This window comes from Streptomyces bottropensis ATCC 25435 (assembly GCF_000383595.1).
Taxonomy (GTDB): Bacteria; Actinomycetota; Actinomycetes; order Streptomycetales; family Streptomycetaceae; genus Streptomyces; species Streptomyces bottropensis.
Map to the genome: position 1 here is coordinate 5268235 of NZ_KB911581.1, position 25734 is coordinate 5293968.

The following is a 25734-nucleotide window of genomic DNA, read 5'->3' on the forward strand; positions in this document are numbered from 1 at the left end:
TCAGAGCGGCCCTGACTGCTGAGGGGGTTCGTCACTCTCCTTCTGCGCAGTAACCAGCGGTGGTGTCCGTCGTAGCGCCGCGACCACGGCCTGTCCCAGTGCCAGCCCCCCGTCGTTCGGGGGCACGACGAAGTGGGTCAGTACGGCCAGACCGGCCTCCTCCAGGCGGCGGCGGCACTCGCGGGCGAGCAGCACGTTCTGGAAGACACCGCCGGTCAGGCCGACGAGGCGCACGCCGGTTGTGCCGGCCAGTCGCTCAGCCGCCTCGGTGACCGCCATGGCCACCGCGACGTGAAACCCGTAGGCCAGTTCCGCAGGTGGTGTGCCGGTGTGCATCCCGTCGACGATGCCCCGAATCACCGGACGGTGGTCCAGGACGCCGTCCGCAGTGACCGTGAATCTTCCGCAGGCCGGGTCTTCACCGGCCGTGGCACGACCGGATTCGGCAAGCGCCTCCAGTTCGATCGCGGCCTGCGCCTCATAACCGATGCGGTGACGGACGTCCAACAGCGAGGCGACCGCGTCGAACAGCCGCCCCATGCTGGAGCATCGGACGGTTCCCGCCCGCGAGGTGAGCTGAGCCCGCACGGCCGCCAGCTCACGGCGGTCGCACGCCTGCACCGGACCCAGCTCGGGGTCCCATGGCAGGCCCGCCGCAGTCAGGTGGGCCAACGCCGTGCGGCACGGATTGCGCACCGCGGCGTCGCCCCCCGTCATGTCGACAGGCAGCAGATGCCCGGCGCGGGTGTACTCGGCGGTGTCTTCGCCGAGCAGCAGGATCTCACCGCCCCAGACCGACCCGTCATCGCCGTAGCCCGTACCGTCGAAAGCGACACCGATGATCGGCTCGCCGATGCGGCCGTGCTCGGCGAGCAGCGACACGACGTGCGCGTGGTGGTGCTGGACGAGTTCCACGGCCGGTTCGTCCGGCCCGTCGCCGTGTCGCTCGGCCCAGGCGCGCGTCTGGTAACCGGGGTGCGCGTCCGCGGCCAGCACCTCCGGCACGGTGTCGTTGATGGTCGTGAGCTGATCGACGGCTCGCTCGAACGCGCGCAGGGCCTCCAGGCTGCCCATGTCACCTATGTGCGCCGAGCAGAAGGCGTTGGCGCCGTCGATGAGGCAGGAGGTGTTCTTCAACTCGCTGCCGACCGCGAGGGTGGGGGTGAGTCGACGCCCGATCCGCACGGGAAGCGGCGCATAGCCGCGGGACCGCCGGATCGGTAGCTCCCGCCCGTCCACCACGCGTACCACGGAGTCGTCGCACGGGACGTGGATCGGCCTGTCGTGTGTCAGCACGGCGTCGGCAAGGTGCGGCAACCGCGTCAGGGCGTCGGCGTCACTGAAGCACAACGGCTCGTCGCTGACGTTCGCACTCGTCATCACGAGCAGCTCGGGGGGTGCGACGGCGGCGCCCGGCACGGGTGCGAGCAGCAGATGATGCACCGGCGTGTACGGCAGCATCACCCCGATCAACGGATTGCCGGGTGCCACCGCGTCGACCAGTGGTGCGTCCGGCCGCCGTCGCAACAACACGATCGGGCGCGAACCGCTCGTCAGCACCTGCTCCTCGTCCATGTCGATGCGCGCCAGTCGCCGTGCGACCGTCATATCGCGTGCGAGCAACGCGAAAGGCTTTTCGGCACGGGCCTTGCGTTCCCGCAGGCGCGACACGGCCACCGCTGAATCGGCCCGGCAGGCCAGGTGATAGCCGCCGATGCCCTTCACCGCGACGACGAGGCCTGCGGCGAGAGCGCGCTGGGCGGCAGCGAGCGCGGCATCGACACCCTCCACGCGAGTGCCGCCGCCCTCGTAGCACAGCACCGGCCCGCAGTCCGTGCAGGCGATGGGCTGGGCATGGAACCGGCGATCGTCCTGGTCTCGATACTCCTGGGCACACAACCGGCACATCGGGAAGTCGGCCATGGTCGTCGTCAGACGGTCGTAGGGCAGCTCCCGGATGATCGTGAACCGCGGCCCGCAGTCGGTGCAGGTGATGAACGGGTGGCGGTACCGGCGGTCTGTCGGACTGAACAACTCGGCGAGGCACGCGGCGCAGGTGGCCACGTCCGGGGAGACGAGGGTGCGCATCGCGGTACGGCTGTGGCTGGCGACGATCTGGAAACCCGCGTCGGCAGCCGGCTTGGGCGGCACGGGCTGCGCCGTGAGGCTGGTGATGAACGCCAGCGGCGGAGCTTCCCGGTTCACCCGCCGGCGGAACTGCGCCAGCGCGGCGGGACTTCCCTGTACCTCGGCGACGACGCCCTCCGTCGTGTTGCCGACGAAACCGCTCAACCCCAGCTCGGTCGCCAGACGGTGGATGAACGGCCGGAAGCCGACGCCCTGGACCACCCCGGCCATCGTGAACCGGAGCCGCCCGAGACCAGAGTCCGTCGCGATCACGCGTTGCGTCATGGCAGTCATGTCCGCCGCCAGAGGACGACCCGATTGTTACCGGAGTCCGCGACCGCCAGCCGATCGCCCCTGAGCGACAGCCCGTACGGCCAGCACATCGAATCCCGGGTGATGCTGTCCCACCGGTTCTCACCGTTGGCCGAGAACCCGGGCTGACCGAGTACCACATCCGCGGGTGGGCCTGCCTCACCGTCACCCGGATGAGGAACCGCGTCCCAGATCAGCACCCGGTTGTTCGCCGTGTCGGCAACCGCCAGCCGGCCGGAGTCGACATCGAGGGCGTAGGGAAAGCGCAGCTTGCCGGCACTTTGCGGCCCGTACGGCCACTCCACAGCCGTCTCGAAGTCCGACTGGCCGATCACCAGGTCGGCGTCGCGGTCACACGTCGGGTGCGGACTCCAGCCCATGAGGCGGTGATTGCCGGCGTCGGCGACCAGAAGCCCCTCGGACGTTCCCGCCACGTCGTGCGGCCAGCGAAAACTCGCACGGCCGGCAGGGCCGCCGCGGTTCTCGTCGCGGTCAGTGGCGGCCGGCTGCCCCAGGACCACGTCCGGCGGAATGCCGGCGGAGGTCGGTACGCCGTCCGACCAGCCGAGCACCCGGCGGTTGCCTGTGTCGGCCACATAGAACCGGCCATCCACCACCCCCACGCCGAAAGGCCAGTACAGCGACATGGCCGAGCACTCGCCACCACGGTTCGGCTCGACACTCTCGAGATCCGGCTGGCCGAGGACCACATCCGGCTCCATGTGGCCGGCCTGCGGCAGGTGACGGTAGACGAGCACACGGTGGTGCCACGCATCGGCCACGATCAGCATCTCGTCGTGGACCAGCACGCCGGTCGGCAGATTCATCCCGTAGCGCAGGCTTCGGCCACCGGCGGCCGCCCCCTCGCTCGTCATGTCCGGTTGGCCGAGCACGACATCACACGGCTGCCCGTCCCGTTCGGGCAGGCGGTGCCAGATCAGCACCCTGTGGTTGCCCGTGTCGGCGACGACGAGCACCTCCTGCCCGTCCACCCGGCCGACGTGCACCCCGCGCGGTGCGTACATCCACGATGCTGTCGGGTGGGCGGCCGGCAACATCAGCCCGCCGACCGCCGGCGCGCCCAAGCAGGTCTCGACTCGCCACCCGCCGGAGACGTCCGTGGTGGGCTCGCCCGGAAGCGGACTGACAGCGGCGCGGCGAGCGGCGCTGACGAACTTCACTGTCTTCATGCGCCGATCCTGATCCACACGTGCCCGTCATCGACCCGCAGCGGAAGCTGCTCGAGCGCCGCACCGGGGGCGCTCAGACAGTCTCCTGACAGCGCGTCGAAGCAGAATCCGTGCCAGGGGCAGGTGAGCGTCGCTGCTGTCACATCGAGCAGGGCCCCATCGAGCGGCAGCCCCATGTGGGCGCACTCGTTCCTGTACGCGGTGAGGCCGGCTCCGATCCGCACCACGATGATCTCGACCTGCTGCCCCGACGCGTCCGTCAGGCGCATCTGGCTGATCTCGCCGTCCGGGATCTCGGTGGCTGCGGCCGTCTGTACCCACCCCGCCTCTCGGGCTTCTTCGGGGCTCTCAACCCGACGGCGCACCGATTCCAGCGGGATCAGAGCGGGGCTCGGCTCGCTCGGCAGCACCTCCACGGACGAGATGGACGCGACACCTTGGATCAGCGCTTGCTCAATGGTGTTGCGCATCGTCACCGACGACATGGAACAGCCGTTGCAGGCACCCGACAGCCGTACATAGGCGGTGCCGTTCTCGATCCGCACCAGTTCGACGTCACCGCCGTGCGACTGCAGCCCCGGCCGGACGGTGTCCAGCACGGCACCCGTCTCCATCATCGGATCCGGCCGGAGGATGCCGTGCAGCGACAACAGCATGCGCACCAGCGGGTCGTCGACCAGCTCGTAGAGCGCGTTGCGGCCTGCTTCATCGGCACGCAATCTGCGCACGATGGTGACGAGCGCGGCCTGGTGCGCCGCCTCGATCGCCTCCTTGAGGTTCTCCGCGACGGTGTGGGCATGGCCTTCGAGTGCGCGTGCCGCAGTTACCGCCGCATCGACCGCACGGGCCAGCTCCTCGAACGCCCCCTCCGTGGATGTGGACGTATCACTGCGGGCTGCCGTGCTCGTCATCGGCTTCCTCCGTCTTCCTCATGCCTGCGTGCCGGTGACGGCATGGTGTCGCGCGATCTCGTCGAGAATTCCCCGCACCGAGGTAACGGCCTCGTACTCGTGCAGTTCCTCGAAGGTGAAGCGGGCCTCGACCAGGTTGGCGCGAGCCTGTTCGAACATGCCCAGGTGCGCGAGCGCGTTGCCCTGGTTGGCCAGGACACGGGCACGGCCGAGCGGGTCCTGGTCCCGGTCCCGTGCGCCGAGCACCGCTTCGTACAGTTCGACGGCTTCGACGAGATTGTCGCCCTGGTGGGTCGAGGGGGCATACACCAGCGCGTTGGCCAGGTTGAGCTGCGCGCTCGACCACTTCTGTGGATGGGTCTGCGGTGTGTATACGGTCAACGCCGCGCGCAGCGAGCCCACCGCCACGCCGAGGCGCAGCTGATCCGAGGCTTCGACCATCGGCATCGTCAGATAGGCAGTGGCGAGGTTCGCGTGCGCGGCGGCGTACAGCTCCGGCGCATCTCCTTTGCCGATCTCCTGCAGCGCGCAGTGGTAATGGTGGATCGCCTTCGTCAGCAGATCCCGCCGTTCGCCTGCCTGCTCGTGGAGTGTGGCGGCGAGTTCGAAGTGCAGTTCCGCGCGGGCGACAGCCAGTTCGGTGTCGGCCAGCAGCGCGAGGCCCGCCCGCAGGGACTCGGCGGCGGTGTCCAGCGCACCGGCTTGCCGCTGCACCTGACCGCAGGCGCCGTGCAGCACGCCCGCGAACGCCGGATACCCGACCCGGGCGGCCGCGGCTGCCTCGTCGAGCAGGGCGGCAGCGGCATCCGGTTGTCCCCTCTCCAGGGCGATCGCGGCCCGCGAGGCCAGTGCGAGAGCGGCGAGTTCGCCGGTGGCACCCTCGCTGCCGGGCAGGGCGTCGAGTCGGCCGACTGCGATGAGCACGACGTCCACCAGAATGCCCAACTCGGGTCCGAGGCCGGCACGCAGCAGGTCAGGATCCTCTTGGTCGGGGTCGATGACGAACCGGTTGAACCGGCTGACGATGTCGTCGCCGGTCATGGCCGCTCGCGCGGCATCGATCTCGCCATGCAGAGCGAGTTCGTGTCCACGCAGCGAGTGCGGCCAGTGTTGCGGCAATCGCCCTGCGAGCAGCTCCGCGCGCACCTGCGCGGTGTCCTCCCGGTCGGGAATCAGCAGATAGCCGAACGGCAGCGGGAACGCGCCGATGGGCAGGGGCCGAACCGGCAGCGTCGTCGGCTCGGTCGAGTCAACCATGGACGGGTCCTGAGATGTCACGTTCGGCTCCACGCTTGATGCAGCGCGCGCTGATCCTGGCGCGTGCTTCTGTGCTGTATGTCGCGATGCGCTGACGCACCACGCCATCTGGAAAGATCACCACGATGTCCACTGCCCACTGTCCTTTCACGGGGAGGACCTCCACCTCCACGCCGAGCGCCCGAGACCTTTGGCTGGGCGCCGGACGACCGGCCACCGTCTCCGGTTCCTGTGGGTCCTGGTTGCCGGTCACGGCCGACTCCTAGTCCCGGCTGATCCGCAGCGCCCCGTGCTGCTCGTCCCACCATCCCTGGCGGACGCCGACCGGGACATCGTCTGCCAGCGCCTCCCGGACGAGCAGCGTGCGGTCACCGGCGATGTTGCGTTGCTTGAGGAGCAGTCCGCCGCTCGCCGTCCCGCGCAACGGGGTCAGCCACACTTCCCCTTCTTTCGCCAGTACAACGGCGGCGTCGCCGGGGAAGTACTCGCGCGCACAGGCGGCGTCGAGACGCACGTATCCGTCGTCGGTGAACTCCACCTGCACCTGGCCGACTTGACGGAAGGCGGAATCGCGCCGGATCAGACCGAGCACACGCCGCATTCCCTCCTCCACCTCGGCGCTGAGCAGGCCCCCCGGCGTGAAGTCCCGTGCCTCTATCAGGTAGACGGTCACGTCGGACGGATAGTCGGTGCCGAGGAGCCAATGGGCGAACGCCAGGGCGTTGTCCCACCGGAAGGAGTGCGTGTGCAGTCCGGACAGCGGTGGCAGTTCCTCCACGGCCGGCCCGGGCACCTTGAAGACGGTGCCGGGTTCGGCCTCGGAGCGGCAGGCATCGACGATGATCACCCGTTCGGCACCGCGCATCTGGAACGCGACGTCCATCCCGGCAGTGCCGCCGTCGACCAGCCGCACCCCCGCGGGGACACCACCTTCCCAGAGGTGGCGGACGAGGATCGGCCCCACGCCGTCGTCAGCGCGCAGCAGATTGCCGCAGCCCACGACCAGCAGTCCGCACTCCGACACGTCGTCCAGCGTGTCGAGGTGTGCGGCAGAGTGCGTCATGTTCTTCCCTTCTGGCCGAGGGCTACACGGATCCGTTGATGACGAACTTGCTGAGCTCGCGGCCCTTGCCGTCATAGGCGTGCACGGTGCAGACCAGACACGAGTCGAAGCTGCGCGCGACGTGCCCGAGCTCCACCGGGTCCTCCTGGTCGACGATCGGGGAACCGACGAGGGCTTGCTCGATGGGACCAGGGGTCTCCGTGTTGTCGCGCGGCCCGATGTTCCAGGCGGTGGGCGTCACGACCTGGTAGTTGGCGATCTTGCCGTCCTCGATCACGATCCAGTCCGACAGCGAGCCGCGTGCCGCCTCGGTCGAGCCGAACCCCTTGCCTTCCGCGTACTCGACCGGCTTGCTGTAGAAGCTCTCGTGCAGATCGATCTCGTCGAGCCACTTCCGCACCCACTTGAAGTACTTGGGCGCCTCGTGCATGCGCGCGAGCTGGCGGGTGAACACCGAAGGACCGATCTTGCCGAGAATGTCCAGGAACAGCGGATCGTAGTCCTGGTGTGCCGCCGCGCCGGGCGCGCCGGCCACGAGCCGGCGGGCCAGTGGTCCGGCCTCGAGCGGGACGTAGCCCTGGTTCGGCACGTCGTAACGAGGTGCCTTGGCGAAGCTGTACTTGCCCTGCTTGCGGGCGACCTCCGGATCCAGCGGCTTGGTCTCGCCCTCGAACGGATGGCGGGCCTCGGTTCCCTCGTAGAACGAGTGCGTGACGTCCTCGCGGACCCGAGCCTGGTCGAACTCGCTGAACTGTCCCTTCGCGTAGATTCCGGAGCGGTTGATCAACGCCGCGTTGCGTCCGTCGATGGTCGGGTTCTCGTAGAGGGACGGCTCGAAGTAGGTACCGGTCGCGAGGAAGTCACCGGAGCCGGCACCGTACTTGTCCAGGCCGATGTCCATGCTGTAGCGGATGAAGAATCCGCAGTCGCTGTTGTACTGGGACTCGTTCTCATTGACCCAGTTCAGTACGTCTTCCCAGGTCTTGTTCTCGAGCCACCGGTCGATCGAGCAGCCGAGCCAGTGCTTCTCGAGCCAGTTGACCTTCCAGTGTTCGATAATCGCGATCGCGCGGGTGACGTCGGTGAGTGTCGGCGCGCACATGACACCGCCGGGCACCATGAAGCTGGAGTGCGGCCACTGTCCGCCGAAGATCGCGTAGACCTCGACGGGTTTCCCGGACAGTACGACACCGGGGCCGTAACTGGTGCCCACATAGGGCGCGAAGCGGCGCACCGCCTCGTCGTACATCGTGGACCTGGCGTAGTTCTTGTTCGTCAGGTCGATGGCGAACAGTGCGTAGAAATACCGCGGGATGCTCTGCAGCGTTTCGCAGGCCTGGGCGATGTTCCGGACCAGCGTGGCGTTCGGGGGAAGGTGCGTGCGCCATGCCGTGTCCAGGGCGTAGGCCGATTTGTACAGATGGCTGCCGCCGCAGATGCCGCAGATGCGAGGGGTGACGATCAGACCCGCCTGCGGGTCCTTGCCCTGCAGGATGATCTCGAAGCCGCGGAACATCGCTGCCTCGGTGTATGCCGAGGTGACGACGCCGTCTTCGATGGTGACGCGCACGTCGAGGTCTCCCTCGACTCGGCCAAGCGGACTGACGAACAGATCAACGGCCGTCATCGAGCTTCCTTACTGGGTGCTTGGGATGGGAGGTTCGTCAGACAACGAACATGTCTTCCTTGGACCACTGCGGGGCCGCGACGCGCGCAGCGGCGGCATGAGCCATGTAGGTGAGGTGATCGCTTCCCTCGGGGACCTCGCGAGGCACGACACCGCTCACCTTCTGCGTCTTGAACACAGTCCCCGGCGCGAGGTCGAAGAACGGGTACTCGGGTTCGGTGCAGCCCATGCAGGGCATGCCTGCCCGGGTCTTGGACGACTGCCGGTTCCACAGGATGCGATTGCACGGCGAGTGGGTCATCGGGCCACGGCAACCGAACTCGTAGAACAGGCAACCGGTACGGGTGCCTTCACCGAAGGCGGTGGTCGACTGCTTGTACTCGAAGAACTGGACGCGGGTGCAGCCGGTCTGCGTGAAGGTCTTGAAGAAGGTCTGCGGGCGGTGCAGTTCGTCCAGCGCGATATCGCCGGCCCTACCGGTGGCCAGCGCGACGATGATCTGGGTGATCCAGTCCGGGTGCGCCGGGCACCCGGGTATGTTGATCACCGGCAGGCCGGACTTGGACCTGAAGTCCGGGCCGAGGAAGCCGCCTCTTTCCCTCTTGTGAAACTGCAGCCCGGTCGAGTCGCTCGGGTTGGGTTCCATGGCCGGAATACCGCCCCATGCCGCGCAGTCACCGATGGCCACGACCACGCTCGCGGCTTCGGCAAGGTCGGTGACCCAGTCCTTCATCGGGCGATCGGAGAACATGTCATAACGCCCCGACCCGTCGGGCCCCTCGATGACAGTGCCCTCGAAGACGAAGATGTCCAGCGGCCGCTCCCCGCGAGCACATTCCCAGAACACGCGCTGGGCGTTGTCGCCGAGCTCCAGGCCCAGCGACGGGTGCCAGAGCAGATCGAGACCGAAGTCGGTGATGAGATCGACGACGTTCGGTTCTTCCGCGTTGAGGAAGGACATGGTGTTTCCACTACAGGCTCCGCCTTGAAACCAGAGCACTGACGACATCGCGGTTCCTTTCACTGACGACTGTCATGCCGGCTGTTTGGTGCCGGGCGGCGTGCCGTCCCGGCAGAGATGGGTCCGGTCTTCACCGAGCCGCTGCGCCGGCCGCGGCATCGAGGGCCTTCAGCTCCTGACCGAGTGCCTTCGCGATGGCCACGACGAAGCCGATCGCGCGGCCGACGTCGGGGTCTTTGACGACGCGCAGCAAAGCCCGCAGGCCGTTGACCTGTGTCTGCTCGCTCGCCGCCTGGCGCGTGCCGCGTACGGCGGCACGCGAAGCGGCAGCCACGATGTCGGGGAAGCCGACGCCGCCGACGTCCGACCGGACCGCGTCCTCGATCCTCGGCAGCACGTCGAGCAGTGGTGTGATGAGCCCGCTCAGCTGCCGGGCGAGCTCGATCATCTGGCTGGCCTCGGGCAGACCGGCCGGCTTGAACTGCCGCAGCTCGGTCACTGCGTCGGCGAGCGAATCGCTGATCGTGTCACTGCGGCTCATCAGACCGTCGACGCCGTGGATCAGGATGGCCAGTAGATCTGCGTGGTTCAGCAGTTCGTGCAGCGCGCCGGCGACGTTCGGCTCCTCCAGCCGTGCGACGAGTGCCTCGACGGGGTCCGGATCCAGTGCGGATTCGATGACTGTCACCGTTCCATCTCCAATCGGACATACCGAAAAGTAGGGCGTCTATGACGGGGATCGCATCCCCCGGTGGGGGGAGGTGAGTGGGGTTGCAGCGCGATACGCCGATCCACCGTGAGGCCGTGGCGTTGCGTCGCACCGTAGGGGCGGAAATGCCTGGTGCCTACCGCAGATACGAAGGGACTATCGTGATTGCGCATTGAACTTGTCGGAATAACGACATGGTCGGCGCTGATGTGCGACACCGCCTTCCTGGGCCGACCGCAGTCCGGTGAAGGGGCGACCCGTCTCGCGGCCTGCCTGCAGTCCTCTGGGGCCGGGAGGCCGCCCGTACCCGACGCCACCCTCGTTCCTGGCATGCCCCGGTATGCGTATCCGTCCGTCGTCCGTCGTCCGTCGTCCGTCGAGGCGTGAGCGGAACGGGGCGTCGCTGCCTTGTCAGGCGCAGGCCCACCTGAGGTTGATGGTCGGGCGCGGGTCGGGCAGCATGTTCCGGAACGGCGGGGACATCAACGCGCGATGCGTTGCGACGTCAACGAGAGGCTCTCTGTGCCACGTCTGTCCAGGCTCGGCTTCATCGATGCCCGCCGCACGACGGAGCCCATACGGCGGCGGGTGCGCAGCCGTGGAGTGCCCCCGGCTCTGGAGAGCCACGAGGTCTTCTACACAGAGGATCCCTCCGAGGCATCAGAGCTGCTCGGAAAGGCGCTGGCCCCCAATCGCCTCACGCTCGGCGCGATCGGATCCAACGGGTTCGCGGCGAGTCTGCACGGTGTTCGGCTGCGCGATCTCAGCCTGCTCTACCTCGACCTGCACGTCGCCGCGACCATCGACATGGCTCACTGCGGGCCGTACTTCGCGGTCCACATGCCCTTGAACGGCCGAGCCGTGGGTAAGGTCGGCGGAAAGCCGTTCGAGGCCCACAGCGTCAACGCGGTCGTCACCAACCCGGGCGACCCACTGGAGATCCGGTTCGATCACGACTCGCCTCAGCTGATCCTCCGGATCGAGCAGGAAGCGCTTGAGCGTTACTTGACCCGCTTCCTCGGTCGCCTGCTCACCCGTCCTCTCGTGTTCGAACCCACTCTCGACCTTGCGGGCGATGCCGCGATGCGTTGGCATGGAGCGGTGCAACTCCTACATACCGAGGTGTTCTACAGCGGCTCGCTCGTCCGACGCGGCCTGGGTATCGGACCACTTGAGGACTTCCTGATGAGTACCCTGCTCATGCTCCAGTCGTCGACCTATCACGAGATCTCGACCCGGCCGACGGTGCCGCCCGGACGGCGTGCGGTGCGTCGTGCGATCGACTACATCGAACACCACCTGGCGGAGCCGATCAGCATGTCCGACATCGTCGATCACGTCGGCGTCAGTGCGCGATCGATCCAGCAGGGTTTCCGGGACGAGTTGGGTGTCACGCCCATGGGATACCTGCGCGACCGGCGCCTTGAACGAAGCCGCGAAGACCTCACGGATGCCGAACCGTCCCAAGGCGTCACCGTCACCACCGTTGCCGAGCGTTGGGGGTTCAACCACCTAGGCACATTCGCGGCGCTGTACAAGAAGCGCTGGGGGGAATCTCCGTCGGAGACCTTGCGGAGATAACTGCTGCGGGGGGTATCGTCTGCCGACCTGCATGACTCTCAAGAAAGTCAAGGAAGTCCGTGCACGAACTCTCGATCTGTGGGTCCATCGCCGGCATCGTGACTCAACACGCCGTCGGGCGTCGGGTGGAGAAAATCCACGTTCAGGTCGGTCAGCTCCGACAGATCGTCCCGGACACCCTCGTGTACTGCTGGGCGCTGGTCAGCGCCGACACCGCGCTGGACGGATCCGTCCTGGAGGTCGACAACGTGCGGGCGAGTATTGCCTGCCGCGACTGTGAGGAGACCACCGAGATCGGAAAGTTTCCGATGTTCCTCTGTGGCACCTGCGGCAGTAGCCAGGTATCAGTCGTCGCGGGCGATGAATTTCTCATCACGTCAATAGATATCTCGGAGGGTTGAACCGTGGGTCGATTCCACCGGCATGCGGATGGCATGGTGCATGAGCATGAGCACGATCACAGCGATGATCCTCACGATATCGGTGATCACTCCTCGTATCGGACAGGCCGCGAGCGAGTCTCCGTTCTTGAGCGTATCTTCGCGGAGAACGACCACACCGCTGCCGAAAACCGGGCGGATTTCGCTGCGAGCGCGGTCTGCGCAGTCAACGTGATGTCTTCCCCTGGCGCGGGAAAGACCACTCTGCTGCGGGAGACTCTGCGCCGGCTGGCGGACTCCGTCCGGACAGGCATCATCGAGGGCGATATCGAAACAAGCCTGGACGCGGATCGGCTGGCCGGACTCGGTGCGGCAGTTGTGCTGGTCAACACCGGTGACGGCTTCGGAGGCGAGTGCCACCTCGATGCCCCGATGGTCCGCTCGGCGCTGCCGCGACTCCCTTTGGAAGAGCTCGATCTCGTACTGATCGAGAACGTGGGAAATCTCGTGTGCCCCGCCGAGTTCGATGTCGGAGAAAGCGCACGCGCGATGGTGTACGCGATCACCGAGGGCGAAGAGAAGCCGCTCAAGTATCCCGTGATGTTCCGCTCCGTGGATCTGGTGCTCATCAACAAGATCGATCTGCTGCCGCACCTGGACTATGACCTCGACGCCTTTCACGCCAACCTTCGTGCTGTCAATCCGGGAGTCATCACCATCGAGGTCAGTGCGCGTACGGGCGAGGGTGTCGACGAGTGGTGCAACTGGCTGCTCACAAAGCTGCCAGAACTCCGGCTGGACGCCGACGCGGCCCTGACCTGATCGCAGGCGCATCGAGGGTGGCGCTGTCATCCTCCGGAAGGCCGATCCGCCTACAGCGAAGGAATTTTCGTGAACAGCGAACAGACGCATCTGTCTGCACGCGCAACCGCCGCGCAAGGAAGACTGCGATGAGTCGCCCCTCGATCGCCCAGGCCGACGAGCAGATCGGGTTCCACTGGATGTCCGAGGCGGGTACGCCGATCAGCCTCCCCGATCTGCTGCGTGTCGACGACGAACCTCAGCGGCTGGTACCGACGCATTTGTCAGCGCTGGACGACGCCCTGATCGACGCGGTCAACCGCTTCGGTGAGTTTCTGGGAGGCGGATGGCCGGTCAGCTCGGCCGAGGACGCAAGGAATCTTCGTACGCTGCACCGCACGCTCGATCGGCTGTGCCACGAGTACGCAGCGGCGCTCGCGCCCGCCGGGCTCACCGTGGAGAGGCGCGGCGGTCAAATCATCGGGACGGCGCAGTTGGTCGCGGCGCGGGCGCGTATGGCACTGGGGACAGCGGGGCCCTCGCCGCTCGCCGGCGAGCTGGACGAGCCTTCCCTCGGAGTCGTGGCCGGGCGGGGGCAGATGTGTGTGGTCGACGAGACACAGCCCTGGCGTGGGAGCCGCTGGATCGTACAGAGCGAGGATGGACACCGCTACCCACTCACGTTGTCCATGCTGCTGTTCGACAGTTCGGGGGTACTCAAAGATGCCGCTCTCGATGAGCACCGGGAAGCACTCAGGGCGGTGACTGCCGCGGCAGTTGACGAGGATGCCGACCCTGACGTGGCCGCAGGCGCGATCGAATGGCTGCTCCACGACTGGCTGATGGCCCACCGCGAATCACCGGAGAGCGCGGCCATCGAGATCCGCCGAACAGACGACGCCGAGATGATTGTCGCGGCGGCTGCGGCAGGAGCCCGGGCTCGAGCCGCGGTCGACATCGGACTCTTCGAGCCGGTCTCGACGAGTTGAGCGTGCCCCGGGCACGCGAAGGGTGGCGGTAGAGGGCGGCCCGCCCGCTGCTCAGCGGGATGGCCACCGCACAGGATGTGGCGGATCTACCGGCAGTGGCCCTGCCGGGCGAACGTGGCCTCGACCGGGCGCACCTCCCTCACGCATGCGCGGCGTGCCAAGGATGTGGTGGCCGACGGCGCCGGTGAGGTGAAGCGAGGTTGTCCGCGCAGGAGGGAACCGCGATCGACCACGGTGCCGGCGCGTCCGGGCTTTCAGTCGCGCATGCTGTCCGTGACCTGCCTCAGGACCGCTTGGGTCGCGTCCCGCCGTGTGCCCCGCCAGTGCGTCAAGACGCACCACCTTCCACCGTGCGACGACGGTGGTCTGACGGCCTGTCTGCTCTGGACAGTCGCTCCCACAGGCTCAGTGGTCGACCCCGTCGACCTCGGCAGCATGACATCGACGGCGTCACCACTTGACGCTCCATGAGGCATGCGCGATCGGCTGTCGCCGAATTCGGCCCGTGGCACTTCATGGCGATCGCCGTTACACCACTGGGCGGGGCGCCACCTCGCTTGGCCGTGGTCCTTGGGCCCATGGGCCCCTTGCCACCACCTCAAGAATCCCCCGGGAGGGGGAGGCCGGTTCGGGCACCGATTCCTAACATCCTTGGACCGGGTGCAGCCCAGGAGCACGGCAGAGGGCAGGAAGGTTGGGCCCCCACCTTCGCGAGCCTGACGAAGGACACGATCCGGGCTGAGCGAGTGTGTGTTCCGTCAGGCACGAGCCGTGGGAGGAGCAGCAGCTTTTGAACGCCTATGTGTCGATCCTGATACTCGGTGGCATCGCGACGGCGTTCGCGGTGGGCTCCGTAGCGATGGCTTCGCTGATCGGCCCGAAGCGCTACAACCGGGCCAAGCTCGAGGCTTACGAGTGCGGGATCGAGCCCACCCCCACGCCGGCCGGCGGAGGGCGTTTCCCTATCAAGTACTACCTGACGGCGATGCTCTTCATCGTCTTCGACATCGAGATCGTCTTCCTCTACCCCTGGGCCGTCACCTTCGACGCCCTGGGTGTTTTCGGGCTCGTGGAGATGCTGCTCTTCGTGCTCACCGTCTTCGTCGCCTACGCGTACGTCTGGCGCCGGGGCGGCCTGGAATGGGACTGAGGGGCCTTTAAGACCATGGGACTCGAAGAAAAACTGCCGAGCGGTTTCCTGCTGACCACCGTCGAGCAGGCCGCGGGCTGGGTACGCAAGGCGTCCGTCTTCCCCGCGACCTTCGGCCTCGCCTGCTGTGCCATCGAGATGATGACCACGGGCGCGGGGCGCTACGACCTGGCGCGCTTCGGGATGGAGGTGTTCCGGGGGTCGCCGCGTCAGGCGGACCTGATGATCGTGGCCGGCCGGGTCAGCCAGAAGATGGCGCCGGTGCTGCGGCAGGTCTACGACCAGATGCCCAATCCCAAGTGGGTGATCTCCATGGGGGTCTGCGCGTCGTCGGGCGGCATGTTCAACAACTACGCGATCGTCCAGGGCGTCGACCACATCGTCCCCGTCGACATCTATCTGCCCGGCTGCCCGCCGCGGCCGGAGATGCTGTTGGACGCGATCCTCAAGCTCCACCAGAAGATCCGTGAGGAGAAGCTGGGGATGAACCGCCTGCGCGCGGAGGACCAGGCCGAGCAGGAGGCACTGCGGGTAGTTCCGACGATCAGCAGGGAGGGCCTGCTGAGGTGAGCCCGATCAGCGAGGCCGGAGAGGACGGCGTCCACAACAACGGTCCCCTGCCCGCCCCGCGCGCTGCACAAGATGGGGCGATCGCCGTGCGCCGCGGGATGTTCGGTGTCGATGGTACGGGCGACACCTCCGGGTATGGGGGTCTGGTCCGCTCGATCCGGCTTCCGGGTGCGTCGGCGAGGCCGTACGGGGGCTGGTTCGACGAGGTCGCCGACGAGCTGGAGGGCGCTCTGGAGGAGCAGGGCCTGGTTCCGGAGAGCGTGATCGACAAGACGGTCGTCGACCGGGGTGAGCTCACCTTCCACATCGAGCGTGAGCACCTGCCGCGTGTCGCCCGGACCCTGCGTGACGACCCGGCGCTGCGCTTCGAACTGTGTACGGGCGTGAGCGGAGTCCACTACCCGCATGACAAGGGTCGTGAGCTGCACGCGGTCTACCACCTGCGCTCGATCACCCACAACCGGCTGATCCGCCTGGAGGTCTCGGCTCCGGACGCCGACCCACATGTCCCGTCGCTGGTGTCGGTCTATCCGACGAACGACTGGCACGAGCGGGAGGCGTACGACTTCTTCGGCATCGTCTTCGACGGCCATCCCGCGCTGACGCGGATCATGATGCCGGACGACTGGCAGGGCTTCCCGCAGCGCAAGGACTATCCCCTCGGCGGTATTCCCGTCGAGTACAAGGGCGCCCAGATCCCGGCTCCGGACCAGCGGAGGTCGTACTCATGAACACGCAGCACGCTTCCGCGGAGTCCGCCGCCTCGGCGCGTGAGACGACCGAGGGCACTGTCTACACGGTCACCGGTGGTGACTGGGACGAGGTCGCCGAGAGCGCGGCCCGGTCCGACGATGAGCGCATCATCGTCAACATGGGTCCGCAGCATCCGTCCACCCATGGTGTGCTGCGGCTGATCCTGGAGATCGACGGGGAGACCGTCACCGAGGCCCGGTGCGGTATCGGTTATCTCCACACCGGCATCGAGAAGAACCTCGAGTACCGGACGTGGACGCAGGGCACGACGTTCGTGACGCGGATGGATTACCTGACGCCGTTCTTCAACGAGACGGCGTACTGCCTCGCGGTGGAGAAGCTCCTCGGCATCGAGGGCGAGATCCCGGACCGTGCCTCGGTCATCCGTGTGCTTCTGATGGAGCTGAACCGGCTCTCCTCGCACCTGGTGTGCATCGCCACCGGCGGTATGGAGCTGGGCGCGACCACGATCATGATCTACGGATTCCGTGATCGTGAACTGATTCTCGACATCTACGAGCTGATCACCGGCCTGCGCATGAACCACGCGTACGTCCGCCCCGGCGGGCTTGCCCAGGATCTGCCGCCCGGTGCGGTGGACCAGATCCGCGAGTTCGTGAAGAAGATGCAGAAGAACCTTCCCGAGTACGACAAGCTCGCCACCGGGAACCCCATCTTCAAGGCCCGGATGCAGGATGTCGGCTACCTGGATCTGTCCGGCTGCATGGCGCTGGGCGCCACCGGTCCGATCCTGCGCTCGGCGGGCCTGCCGCACGACCTGCGCAAGGCGCAGCCGTACTGCGGGTACGAGACGTACGACTTCGACGTGCCGACCGCCGACACCTGTGATTCCTACGGCCGTTTCCTGATCCGGCTGGAGGAGATGCGCCAGTCCCTGCGGATCGTCGAGCAGTGTCTGGACCGGCTGCAGCCCGGCCCGGTCATGGTCGGTGACAAGAAGATCGCCTGGCCCGCGCAGCTCGCGCTGGGACCGGACGGGCTGGGCAACTCCCTGGATCACATCAAGAAGATCATGGGCACGTCCATGGAGGCCCTGATCCATCACTTCAAGCTGGTGACCGAGGGTTTCCGTGTCCCGCCGGGACAGGCGTACGTGGCGGTGGAGTCGCCCAAGGGCGAACTGGGGGTGCACGTCGTCTCCGACGGAGGCACCCGTCCCTTCCGGGTCCACTACCGCGACCCGTCCTTCACCAATCTGCAGGCGATGGCGGCGATGTGTGAGGGCGGCCAGGTCGCCGATGTCATCGTCGCCGTCGCGTCCATCGACCCCGTGATGGGAGGCGTCGACCGGTGACCACCACCCCCGAGGGCGTCAGCCTGGGCATGCCCCAACTGCCCGCGCCCGATTTCCCGGACGACGTTCGGGCCCGGCTGGAACGCGACGCGGCCGAGGTCGTCGCCCGCTACCCCGACTCCCGGTCCGCGCTGCTGCCGCTGCTGCATCTCGTGCAGGCGGAGGAGGGCCATGTCACCCGTACCGGCATGCGGTTCTGCGCCGACGTGCTCGGCCTGACCACGGCCGAGGTCACCGCGGTGGCCACCTTCTACTCCATGTACCGGCGGAAGCCCTCGGGCGACTACCAGGTGGGCGTCTGCACCAACACCCTGTGCGCGGTGATGGGCGGCGACGCGATCTTCGAGGCGCTGCAGGACCACCTCGGTGTCGGCAACGGGGAGACCACCGACGACGGCAAGGTCACCCTGGAGCACATCGAGTGCAACGCGGCCTGCGACTTCGCGCCGGTCGTGATGGTCAACTGGGAGTTCTTCGACAACCAGACCGTCGACAGCGCCAAGCGCCTCGTCGACGACCTGCGCGAGGGAGCCGAGGTCGAGCCCACGCGCGGGGCGCCGCTGTGCACCTTCAAGGAGACCGCGCGGATCCTCGCCGGCTTCCCCGACACCCGGCCCGGGGCCGTCGAGGCCAGCGGCGGCGCCGGACACGCCTCACTGACCGGCCTCCGCCTGGCCAGGGGAGAGAGCGGACCCGCGCGCGTGGTCCATCCACGCGACGGCGGCCCGCACGACGAGCCGCGCGGCACGGTGCACGAGCCGTCACCCAACGAACACCTCAGCTCGCACGACGCGCCGCAGGACACGTCGGCCTCGGACCCCGCCCACCCGGCCGGGCCTGCAGCCGAGGAGGGGGAGTGATGACGTTGGCACCCGAGATCAAGGGCACCAGCCCGGACAAACTGCTCGCACCCGTGCTGTCGGCCTTCTGGGACGAGGACAGGTCCTGGTCGCTGGACGTCTACCGACGGCACGAGGGGTACGAGGGACTGCGCAAGGCCCTCGCGATGTCTCCGGACGAGGTCATCGCGTACGTCAAGGAGTCGGGTCTGCGCGGCCGGGGCGGCGCGGGATTCCCGACCGGAATGAAGTGGCAGTTCATCCCCCAGGGGGACGGCAAGCCGCACTATCTGGTGGTCAACGCCGACGAATCGGAACCCGGGACGTGCAAGGACATTCCGCTCCTCTTCGCGAACCCGCACAGCCTCCTCGAAGGCATGATCATCGCGTGCTACGCCATCCGCTCCTCGCACGCCTTCATCTACCTGCGCGGTGAAGTCGTGCCCGTGCTGCGGCGGTTGCACGAGGCCGTCCGTGAGGCCTACGAGGCCGGCTTCCTCGGCGAGAACATCCTGGGCAGCGGACTCGACCTCGACATCACCGTGCACGCGGGCGCGGGCGCGTACATCTGCGGTGAGGAGACCGCACTGCTCGACTCCCTCGAAGGCCGCCGTGGTCAGCCGCGACTGCGTCCTCCCTTCCCCGCTGTCGAGGGCCTCTACGCGTGCCCCACCGTCGTGAACAACGTCGAGTCCATCGCGTCGGTTCCCGCCATCCTGCACAAGGGCAAGGAATGGTTCCGGTCGATGGGCAGCGAGAAGTCCCCCGGCTTCACGCTCTACTCGCTCAGCGGCCACGTCACCAGCCCCGGCCAGTACGAGGCACCGCTCGGCATCACACTGCGCCAGCTGCTGGAGATGAGCGGCGGAATGCGCCCCGGACACCGCCTCAAGTTCTGGACACCGGGCGGCTCCTCGACCCCGATGTTCACCGACGAGCACCTCGACGTCCCCCTCGACTACGAGGGAGTGGGCGCCGCGGGTTCCATGCTCGGCACGAAGGCACTGCAGTGCTTCGACGAGACGACCTGCGTCGTGCGCGCCGTCACCCGCTGGACCGAGTTCTACGCCCACGAGTCCTGCGGCAAGTGCACCCCCTGCCGCGAAGGCACCTACTGGCTCGTGCAGTTGCTGCGTGACATCGAGGCAGGCAAGGGCGTCATGTCCGACCTCGACAAGCTGAACGACATCGCCGACAACATCAACGGCAAGTCCTTCTGCGCCCTCGGCGACGGCGCCGCCTCGCCGATCTTCTCCTCCCTCAAGTACTTCCGCGCGGAGTACGAGGACCACATCACGGGCCGGGGCTGCCCCTTCGACCCGGCCAAGTCGACCGCCTGGGCGGACCGGCACCGGGCCAGGCGGACGTCCGTCCGTCTTCCCGCCCAGCAGAAGGCAGGGCTGGCTCCATGACTGTCGCGACCGGCAATCCCACCGGGACGGTTCCCGTCCCGCCGCAAGACCTCGTCAAGGTCACCATCGACGGGATCGAACTCCAGGTGCCCAGGGAAACCCTGGTCATCCGAGCTGCCGAGATGATCGGCATTCAGATCCCCAGGTTCTGTGACCATCCGCTGCTCGACCCGGCCGGCGCCTGCCGCCAATGCGTCGTCGAGGTAGAGGGCCAGCGCAAGCCGTTGGCCTCGTGCGCGACCACGGTGAGCGAGGGGATGGTCGTGAGGACCCAACTGACCTCGCCCGTCACCGACAAGGCCCAGCGCGGGGTGATGGAGCTGCTGCTCATCAACCACCCGCTGGACTGCCCGGTCTGCGACAAGGGCGGCGAGTGCCCCCTGCAGAACCAGGCCATGTCGCACGGCCACTCCGAGTCCCGCTTCGACGGAGTCAAGCGGACCTTCCCCAAACCGATCAATATCTCCACCCAGGTACTTCTGGACAGCGAGCGGTGCGTGCTGTGCGCCCGCTGCACCCGCTTCTCCAACCAGATCGCCGGCGACCCCTTCATCGATCTCATGGAGCGTGGCGCGCTGCAGCGAGTGGGCACCGGAGAGGGCGACCCGTTCGAGTCGTACTTCTCCGGCAACACCATTCAGATCTGCCCGGTTGGCGCGCTGACGTCCGCCGCGTACCGCTTCCGGGCACGTCCGTTCGACCTCATATCCTCGCCGAGCGTCTGCGAGCACTGCGCTGCCGGCTGTGCGATGCGCACCGACCACCGGCGCGGCAAGGTGCTGCGACGGCTCGCGGGCGACGACCCGGAAGTCAACGAGGAGTGGAACTGCGACAAGGGGCGCTTCGCGTTCCGCTACGCCCAACTGCCCGACCGGCTCACCACCCCGTTGGTACGGAACGCGCAGACCGGTGAGCTGGAGACAGCTAGCTGGCCCGAGGCGCTGCACACCGCGGCTGCCGGACTCGTCGCCGCGCGAGACCGGGCTGGCGGCAGCCAACCCGCTGGTGTGGGAGTCCTGGTCGGCGGCCGAGTCACCGTAGAGGACGCCTACGCCTACGCGAAGTTCGCCCGGGTGGCGCTCGGCACCAATGACGTCGACTTCCGGGTCCGCCCGCACAGCGGTGAGGAGGCCGACTTCCTGGCCGCCGCTGTCGCCGGGCGCGGCATCGACGTGGACGGCACCGGGCTGACCTACCGCGATCTGGAGGCCGCACCGGCTGTGCTGCTCGCGGGCTTCGAACCGGAGGAGGAGTCACCGATCGTCTTCCTGCGGCTGCGCAAGGCGGCGCGGAAGGGCCTGCAGGTCTTCTCCCTCACCACCCACACCTCCCGGGGACTGGCCAAACTCGGTGGCACGCTGCTGCCGACCGTGCCAGGCACCGAGGCCGACCGGCTGGACCAACTGGCCGGTAACGAGCCGCCGCCGGGGGAGGGCGCCCGGGCCGGCGAACTGCTGCGATGCCCGGGCGCGGCGATTGTGGTCGGAGAGCGCCTTGCTACCGTGCCTGGGGCGCTCACCGCCGCTGTGCGACTTGCCGTGGCCACCGGGGCGCGGCTCTCCTGGATCCCCCGGCGCGCCGGCGAGCGGGGCGCGGTGGAAGCCGGAGCCTTGCCGGGGCTGCTGCCGGGCGGGCGACCCGACAGTGATCCTGACGCCCGCGCCGAGACCGCGGCTGTCTGGGGTGCGGACTCCATCCCCGGCGGATATGGCCGTGACACCAGCCAGATACTGGCGGCTGCGGCGGGCGGCAACCTCGGGGCATTGGTGGTCGGGGGTGTGGAGACGGCGGACCTGCCGGACCCGGCCGCTGCCGAGAAGGCCATCGAACGGGTGCCGTTCCTGGTCAGCCTGGAGCTGAGGTCCTCCGCAGTCACCACCCGCGCCGATGTGGTGCTGCCGGTCGCGGCCGTTGCGGAGAAGGTCGGCAGCTTCCTCAACTGGGAAGGCCGCATACGGGCTTTCGAGGCGGCGGTCACGCCCGATCAGCTGACGCGGCGACCTCTGCCGTCCGATCTCAGGGTGCTCAGCATGTTGTCCGATGCCATGGACGCGTCCCTCGGCCTGCCCGACGTCGCCTCTGCCCGGCGTGAGCTGGTTACCCTCGGTCCATGGACAGGGGAACGACCGGACGTCCTTGACGATCCCCCCGAGGCGCTGCCCCGGCCATGTGCCGGGCAGGCGATCTTGGCCGGCTGGCGGCAGCTGCTGGACAACGGCGTGCTGCAGGACGGCGACGACCACCTCGCAGGCACCCGTTCTCCCGCGTCGGTCATGATGTCGCCCGTCACGGCCGCCGAGATCGGCGCGGTGGACGGCGGCGCGGTCACCGTGACCGGTCCTGCCGGGTCGCTCACCCTGCCGCTGGCCGCCACTCCCGACATGCCCGACCGGGTGGTCTGGGTCCCGCTCAACTCCACCGACGGCGGAGCCGCACGCACGCTCGGGGCGGGCCCCGGCCGCGTTGTCGACATCGCGTCGGACGGCGTCGGCGCGGGCACCACCGCGGAGGAGTCCCGATGAACCGTCACCTCACAGTTCTGGCCGAACCCGGTGACCAACTCGACTTCTTCGGCCACGATCCGTGGTGGCTGGTCGTCGTCAAGGCGGTGTTCTGCTTCGCCTTCCTGATGGTGACCGTGCTGTTCTCCATCGTGTGGGAGCGCAAGGTCGTCGCCTGGATGCAGCTGCGCATCGGCCCCAACCGGCACGGTCCCTGGGGCATGCTCCAGTCCCTCGCCGACGGCATCAAGCTGATGCTGAAGGAAGACGTCATCGTCAAACGCGCGGACAAGGTCGTCTACGTCCTCGCGCCGATCGTCGCGGCCATCCCGGCCTTCATGGCGATCGCGGTGATCCCCTTCGGACCGGCCGGCAACGAGATCTCGATCTTCGGCCAGCGCACCACGATGCAGCTCACCGACCTGCCGATCGCGATGCTCTACATCCTCGCCGTCGCCTCGGTCGGCATCTACGGCATCGTCCTGGCGGGCTGGAGTTCCGGATCCACCTACCCGCTGCTCGGCGGCCTGCGCTCCGCGGCCCAGATGATCTCCTACGAGATCGCCATGGGCGCCGCGTTCGCCTCGGTGTTCCTCTACTCGGGGTCGATGTCGACGTCGGCGATCGTGGAGGCGCAGCAGGACCGCTGGTACATCGTGCTGCTGCCGGTCTCCTTCGTCATCTACATCGTGACGATGGTCGGGGAGACCAACCGCGCCCCGTTCGACATGCCGGAGTCCGAGGGTGACCTGGTCGGCGGCTTCAACACCGAGTACTCGTCGATCAAGTTCGCGATGTTCATGCTCGCCGAGTACGTCAACATGGTGACCGTCTCNGCGGTGTCGGTGACGCTCTTCCTCGGCGGCTGGCGGGCCCCCTGGCCCATCAGCACCTTCTGGGAGGGCGCCAACCACGGCTGGTGGCCGATGCTCTGGTTCGTGGTGAAGGTGCAGCTGCTGCTGTTCTTCTTCATCTGGCTGCGCGGCACCCTCCCGCGCGTGCGCTACGACCAGCTGATGAAGCTCGGCTGGAAGGTCCTCCTGCCGGTCTCCGTGGTGTGGCTGATGCTCGTCGCGACCGTACGGACCCTGCGCAACGAGAACTACGACTTCGCCGAGATCGCCCTGTACGTCGCCGGTGCCGTCATCGTGCTGTTCCTGCTCTCCGTGGTCGCCGACATGTTCCGCGACCGGCGCGAGGCCCAGGACCAGCCCGCCGAACCGGCCGCCTTCGACCCGATGGCCGGCGGCTTCCCCGTACCGCCCCTGCCCGGACAGACCCCCCCGCCGGTGCCGCGCAGGCGTCCGCGCCGGGAGCGGGAGCTGATTGTCAGTGGCGGGTCCGATACTGACAGTGACGGATCTTCGAATGGGAGGGAGGCGTCCGATGGCTGAGGAGCCGAAAGAGACCAAGCAGGGTTTCCAGAACCCCGTCGCCGGCTTCGGCGTGACCTTCAAGGCCATGTTCAAGAAGCGGCTGACCGAGCAGTATCCGGAGCAGCAGAAGACCACGGCCCCGCGGTTCCACGGCCGGCACCAGCTCAACCGCCATCCGGACGGCCTGGAGAAGTGCGTCGGCTGCGAGCTGTGCGCCTGGGCCTGCCCCGCCGACGCCATCTACGTGGAGGGCGCCGACAACACCGACGAGGAGCGCTACTCGCCGGGCGAGCGGTACGGCGCCGTCTACCAGATCAACTACGCCCGCTGCATCCTGTGCGGCCTGTGCATCGAGGCGTGCCCCACCCGCGCGCTCACGATGACCAACGAGTTCGAGCTGGCCGACAGCAGCCGCGCCAACCTCATCTACACCAAGGAGCAGCTGCTCGCGGGGCTGGAGGAGGGCATGGTCGACTCGCCCCACTCGATCTTCCCCGGCACCGACGAGCAGGACTACTACCGGGGCCTGGTCACCGAGGCCGCGCCCGGCACGGTGCGGCAGACGGCCGTGTCCAAGGGCGAGAAGCCCCAGGAGGCCGCGTCCACCTTCGGTGAGGACGAGCCGGCGTCGCACAAGGCGGTCGGCCGATGACGGAGCAACTCGCCGCCTACGCGACCTCCACCGGCGAGGCCGTCCAGTTCTGGGTGCTCGGCACGGTCGCCGTGATCGGCGCCCTGTGCACCGTCTTCATGAAGCGGGCCGTGCACAGCGCGCTCTGCCTCGCCGCAACGATGATCATCCTGGCGGTGTTCTACCTCGCCAACGGCGCCTACTTCCTGGGCATCGTGCAGATCGTCGTCTACACCGGCGCGATCATGATGCTGTTCCTGTTCGTGGTCATGCTCGTCGGCGTCACCGCCGCGGACTCCCTGAAGGAGACCATCAAGGGCCAGCGCTGGCTGGCCCTCCTGTGCGGCGCCGGCTTCGGCATCCTGCTCATCGCGGGCATCGGCAACGCCTCCCTGACGGAGTTCAACGGCCTCGGCACGGCGAACGCGAACGGCAACGTGGAGGGCCTCGCCGTGCTGCTGTTCACCAAGTACGTCCTTGCCTTCGAGATCACCAGTACTCTCCTGATCACCGCCACTGTCGGGGCGGTGATGCTCACTCACCGGGAGCGCATCGGGCGCGCCAAGACGCAGCGCCAGTGGTCCGAGGCACGGGTGCGTAGCGGGCATCTCGCGCCGCTGCCGGCCCCCGGCGTCTACGCCCGGCACAACGCGGTCGACATCCCGGGTCTGCTGCCCGACGGCACACCGTCCGAGCTCACCGTCAATCCCACCTTGCGCGCCCGTCGCCAGATGCGTCACGTAAGCCGCGACCTACTGCGTGGGATCGAGCGGTGGGAAACCTCCAGCGCCGACTGGCTAGGCCGTACGCCCCCGCGTCGCCGCGAGGACGGCTCCCTACGCGCTCCGCTCATTGCGGGCGCCTCCGACGCGGCGAGTGAGGCGGCCCGCACCGAGTCGCAGTCCCAGCCGTCGCCGGCAGGGCAGCCCTCTGCAACGACCTCCACCCCAGCGCAGGCGGAACAGCGGTGAACCCTGTCAACTACGTGTATCTCGCCGCGCTGCTGTTCAGTATCGGCGCGACCGGAGTGCTGGTCCGGCGCAACGCGATCGTCGTCTTCATGTGCGTGGAGCTGATGCTCAACGCCTCCAACCTGACGCTCGTCGCCTTCTCGCGCATGCACGGGAATCTCGACGGCCAGGTCATCGCCTTCTTCACGATGGTCGTCGCCGCGGCCGAGGCGGTGGTCGGACTCGCGATCATCGTGACGATCTTCCGCACCCGCCACTCGGTCTCGGTCGACGACGCCGGCCTGATGAAGCTGTAAGGGGTCGCTGAA

At 67.8% G+C, this 25734-nt stretch carries 24 protein-coding genes; 15 read left to right on the forward strand and 9 right to left on the reverse strand.

Annotated elements, in window-relative coordinates:
- From hypF to STRBO_RS0123465, 9 genes are all read right to left on the reverse strand, one after another.
- On the reverse strand, nt 1-2412 hold the full coding sequence (gene hypF, locus STRBO_RS0123430; protein WP_020114869.1) for a carbamoyltransferase HypF: 2412 nt from the start codon (nt 2410-2412) through the stop codon (nt 1-3).
- 5 nt (nt 2413-2417) lie between these two features.
- Nucleotides 2418-3629 (reverse strand): NHL repeat-containing protein, encoded by a 1212-nt coding sequence (locus STRBO_RS0123435; RefSeq protein ID WP_005476253.1) that lies wholly within the window; start codon nt 3627-3629, stop codon nt 2418-2420.
- Entirely contained in the window at nt 3626-4540 is a 915-nt protein-coding gene (locus STRBO_RS0123440; RefSeq protein WP_005476258.1) for a NifU family protein, read from the reverse strand. Before STRBO_RS0123440 ends, STRBO_RS0123435 begins: the two co-directional genes overlap by 4 nt.
- Before the next feature lie 18 nt (nt 4541-4558).
- Nucleotides 4559-5797, reverse strand: a complete 1239-nt coding sequence (locus tag STRBO_RS0123445) for a tetratricopeptide repeat protein (protein ID WP_005476259.1) — start codon at nt 5795-5797, stop codon at nt 4559-4561.
- A complete protein-coding gene (locus STRBO_RS41950; RefSeq protein WP_005476260.1) occupies nt 5790-6050 on the reverse strand; it encodes a hypothetical protein in 261 nt (86 codons plus the stop codon). Before STRBO_RS41950 ends, STRBO_RS0123445 begins: the two co-directional genes overlap by 8 nt.
- A 9-nt stretch (nt 6051-6059) precedes the next feature.
- Nucleotides 6060-6860, reverse strand: a complete 801-nt coding sequence (locus STRBO_RS0123450; protein WP_005476261.1) for a hydrogenase maturation protease — start codon at nt 6858-6860, stop codon at nt 6060-6062.
- A gap of 22 nt (nt 6861-6882) precedes the next feature.
- On the reverse strand, nt 6883-8487 hold the full coding sequence (locus tag STRBO_RS0123455; protein WP_005476263.1) for a nickel-dependent hydrogenase large subunit: 1605 nt from the start codon (nt 8485-8487) through the stop codon (nt 6883-6885).
- A gap of 37 nt (nt 8488-8524) precedes the next feature.
- Nucleotides 8525-9496: an NADH-quinone oxidoreductase subunit B family protein gene (locus STRBO_RS0123460; protein WP_028796814.1), complete on the reverse strand. Its 972-nt coding sequence runs from the start codon at nt 9494-9496 to the stop codon at nt 8525-8527.
- An 82-nt stretch (nt 9497-9578) separates the two neighbouring features.
- The gene (locus STRBO_RS0123465; protein ID WP_005476265.1) at nt 9579-10136 is read right to left on the reverse strand and encodes a helical membrane plugin domain-containing protein; all 558 of its coding nucleotides are present in this window, start codon (nt 10134-10136) and stop codon (nt 9579-9581) included.
- Between the two features lie 543 nt (nt 10137-10679).
- Here STRBO_RS0123465 and STRBO_RS0123470 point away from each other — a divergent pair.
- The 15 genes from STRBO_RS0123470 (at nt 10680) to nuoK (ending at nt 25722) form a co-directional block, all read left to right on the forward strand.
- Complete coding sequence (locus STRBO_RS0123470; RefSeq protein WP_028796815.1) at nt 10680-11738, forward strand: AraC family transcriptional regulator; 1059 nt, start codon at nt 10680-10682, stop codon at nt 11736-11738.
- 59 nt (nt 11739-11797) lie between these two features.
- A complete protein-coding gene (locus STRBO_RS0123475; protein WP_020114871.1) occupies nt 11798-12139 on the forward strand; it encodes a hydrogenase maturation nickel metallochaperone HypA in 342 nt (113 codons plus the stop codon).
- Nucleotides 12140-12142: 3 nt separating this feature from the next.
- Nucleotides 12143-12940: a hydrogenase nickel incorporation protein HypB gene (gene hypB / locus STRBO_RS40410; protein ID WP_051085259.1), complete on the forward strand. Its 798-nt coding sequence runs from the start codon at nt 12143-12145 to the stop codon at nt 12938-12940.
- Between the two features lie 128 nt (nt 12941-13068).
- Nucleotides 13069-13908: a hypothetical protein gene (locus tag STRBO_RS0123485; protein WP_005476273.1), complete on the forward strand. Its 840-nt coding sequence runs from the start codon at nt 13069-13071 to the stop codon at nt 13906-13908.
- A 790-nt stretch (nt 13909-14698) separates the two neighbouring features.
- Entirely contained in the window at nt 14699-15058 is a 360-nt protein-coding gene (locus STRBO_RS0123490; protein ID WP_020114873.1) for an NADH-quinone oxidoreductase subunit A, read from the forward strand.
- A 15-nt stretch (nt 15059-15073) separates the two neighbouring features.
- Nucleotides 15074-15628, forward strand: coding sequence for a NuoB/complex I 20 kDa subunit family protein (locus STRBO_RS0123495; RefSeq protein WP_005476276.1), 555 nt, complete (start codon nt 15074-15076; stop codon nt 15626-15628).
- Nucleotides 15629-15633: 5 nt separating this feature from the next.
- Nucleotides 15634-16359 (forward strand): NADH-quinone oxidoreductase subunit C, encoded by a 726-nt coding sequence (locus tag STRBO_RS0123500; protein WP_028796816.1) that lies wholly within the window; start codon nt 15634-15636, stop codon nt 16357-16359.
- Nucleotides 16356-17696 carry an NADH-quinone oxidoreductase subunit D gene (locus tag STRBO_RS0123505; RefSeq protein ID WP_005476345.1) on the forward strand — a complete coding sequence of 447 codons (1341 nt, stop codon included), beginning with the start codon at nt 16356-16358 and terminating at the stop codon, nt 17694-17696. Before STRBO_RS0123500 ends, STRBO_RS0123505 begins: the two co-directional genes overlap by 4 nt.
- A 29-nt stretch (nt 17697-17725) precedes the next feature.
- On the forward strand, nt 17726-18556 hold the full coding sequence (nuoE, locus tag STRBO_RS0123510; RefSeq protein WP_051085275.1) for an NADH-quinone oxidoreductase subunit NuoE: 831 nt from the start codon (nt 17726-17728) through the stop codon (nt 18554-18556).
- On the forward strand, nt 18553-19947 hold the full coding sequence (gene nuoF, locus STRBO_RS0123515; protein ID WP_028796817.1) for an NADH-quinone oxidoreductase subunit NuoF: 1395 nt from the start codon (nt 18553-18555) through the stop codon (nt 19945-19947). Before nuoE ends, nuoF begins: the two co-directional genes overlap by 4 nt.
- A complete protein-coding gene (locus tag STRBO_RS0123520; RefSeq protein WP_005476281.1) occupies nt 19944-22469 on the forward strand; it encodes an NADH-quinone oxidoreductase subunit G in 2526 nt (841 codons plus the stop codon). Before nuoF ends, STRBO_RS0123520 begins: the two co-directional genes overlap by 4 nt.
- Nucleotides 22466-23842, forward strand: coding sequence for an NADH-quinone oxidoreductase subunit NuoH (gene nuoH / locus STRBO_RS0123525; RefSeq protein WP_020114876.1), 1377 nt, complete (start codon nt 22466-22468; stop codon nt 23840-23842). The genes STRBO_RS0123520 and nuoH overlap by 4 nt, the downstream gene beginning before the upstream one ends.
- The gene (gene nuoI, locus STRBO_RS0123530; RefSeq protein ID WP_020113829.1) at nt 23835-24476 is read left to right on the forward strand and encodes an NADH-quinone oxidoreductase subunit NuoI; all 642 of its coding nucleotides are present in this window, start codon (nt 23835-23837) and stop codon (nt 24474-24476) included. Before nuoH ends, nuoI begins: the two co-directional genes overlap by 8 nt.
- Entirely contained in the window at nt 24473-25426 is a 954-nt protein-coding gene (locus STRBO_RS0123535; RefSeq protein WP_005476284.1) for an NADH-quinone oxidoreductase subunit J, read from the forward strand. Before nuoI ends, STRBO_RS0123535 begins: the two co-directional genes overlap by 4 nt.
- A complete protein-coding gene (gene nuoK, locus STRBO_RS0123540; protein WP_020114877.1) occupies nt 25423-25722 on the forward strand; it encodes an NADH-quinone oxidoreductase subunit NuoK in 300 nt (99 codons plus the stop codon). The genes STRBO_RS0123535 and nuoK overlap by 4 nt, the downstream gene beginning before the upstream one ends.
- The last annotated feature ends 12 nt before the right edge of the window (nt 25723-25734 follow it).